Here is a 1,428-nt window from a genome sequence, read left to right as displayed (position 1 = left end):
GGTCACGTCCGCGGGAGTGGTGTATCGACGGCCACTCGGTGATCTCTTCTTTGAGGCTATGCGGTGAGTTCCGTCGGGATGACTGTGTCGTCGGTTTCTGACTCGATCGGGTGGAGGCGGGCCTTGGCCAGCAGGTCGAGTCCCATGTAGCGGCGGGCTTCGGTCCACTCGTCGTTCTGCTCGGCCAGCACCGCGCCGACCAGGCGGATCAGGGCGGTGCGGTCGGGGAAGATGCCGACCACGTCGGTGCGGCGGCGGATCTCCTTGTTGAGCCGTTCCTGCGGATTGTTCGACCAGATCTGCCGCCAGATCTCGCGCGGGAACGCGGTGAACGCCAGCACATCGCCCTGAGCGGCGTCCAAGTGGGCTGCCGCCTTGGGGAACTTGGTTTCCAATGCGTCCAGGACGTGCCGCATCTGGGACTGGACTGCATCGATGTCGGGTTGTTCGAAGACGGTCCGCAGCAGCGTGGCCACCCACGGCTGGGCCGACTTGGGCACCTGGCTCAGCAACGCGCGGGCGTAGTGAGTACGACATCGCTGCCAGCTCGCGCCGGGCAGGGTGGCCCCGATCGCGTTGACCAGGCCCATGTGCGCGTCTGAGATGACCAGTTGGACGCCCGATAGGCCGCGGGCGATCAGGGAGCGCAGGAAGGCCAGCCAGCCGGCGCCGTCCTCGGCAGTGGCCACGTCCAGGCCGAGAATCTCACGGTGCCCATCGGCGTTGACGCCGACCGCGATCAGCGCGTGGACGTTGATGATGCGGCCGCCCTCGCGAACCTTCTGCGTGAGCGCGTCCACCCAGACGAACGCGTAGGGGCCGGCGTCCAGGGGCCGGTTGCGGAACGCGGCGACCTGTTCGTCGAGATGCTTGGCCATGGCGCTGACCTGGGACTTCGACAGCTGGGTGACGCCCAGGCTCTCGGCGAGCTTCTCCACTCGGCGGGTGGAGACGCCGAGCAGATAGGCGGTGGCGACCACGCTGATGAGGGCCTGCTCAGCCCGGCGGCGACGCTCCAGCAGCCAGTGCGGGAAGTAACTGCCCTGACGCAGCTTGGGAACGGCGAGTTCGACGGTGCCCGCGCGGGTGTCCCACTCGCGAAGGCGATACCCGTTGCGATGGTTGACTCGCTCGTCGCTGACCTGCCCGTATTCAGCATTGCAGAGGGCATCGGCCTCGGCGGACATGAGCGCGTCCGCGAACGTCTTGACCATCGCGCGCAGCAGATCGGGACTCGCCGCTGCGAGGTTGTCCTCCGCGAGGGCGTGCAGGGGCAGACTGTCGGGTGCGGTCATCGTGCTGATCTCCTTCGTGACTCGACATCTCGAAGATCAGCCGGTGGCCGTTCATCTATGCGGGCGTCACCCCGACGCGGGAGCAAACCCCCGGATCAGGTCGAACCCGTACACCACTTCCCAGGACGCAACC

1 protein-coding gene is annotated in these 1,428 nt (G+C 67.1%); it reads right to left on the bottom strand.

Going from position 1 to position 1,428, the window contains the following annotated elements; genetic code table 11:
• Positions 1 to 56 precede the first annotated feature (56 nt).
• Positions 57 to 1,295, bottom strand: a complete 1,239-nt coding sequence (locus LE548_RS45230; protein ID WP_225102856.1) for an IS256 family transposase — start codon at positions 1,293 to 1,295, stop codon at positions 57 to 59.
• Between the last annotated feature and the right edge of the window lie 133 nt (positions 1,296 to 1,428).

It is taken from the genome of Streptomyces sp. CoH27 (genome assembly GCF_020181035.1).
Lineage (GTDB): Bacteria > Actinomycetota > Actinomycetes > Streptomycetales > Streptomycetaceae > Streptomyces > Streptomyces camelliae.
The sequence above is the reverse complement of the archived record's forward strand: the minus strand, read 5'-3'. Positions and strand labels throughout refer to the sequence as shown.

Coding starts and splice junctions, on each gene's coding strand:
- LE548_RS45230 (WP_225102856.1), bottom strand. CDS start 1,295: ATGACCGCACCCGACAGTCTGCCCCTGCACGCCCTCGCGGAGGACAAC.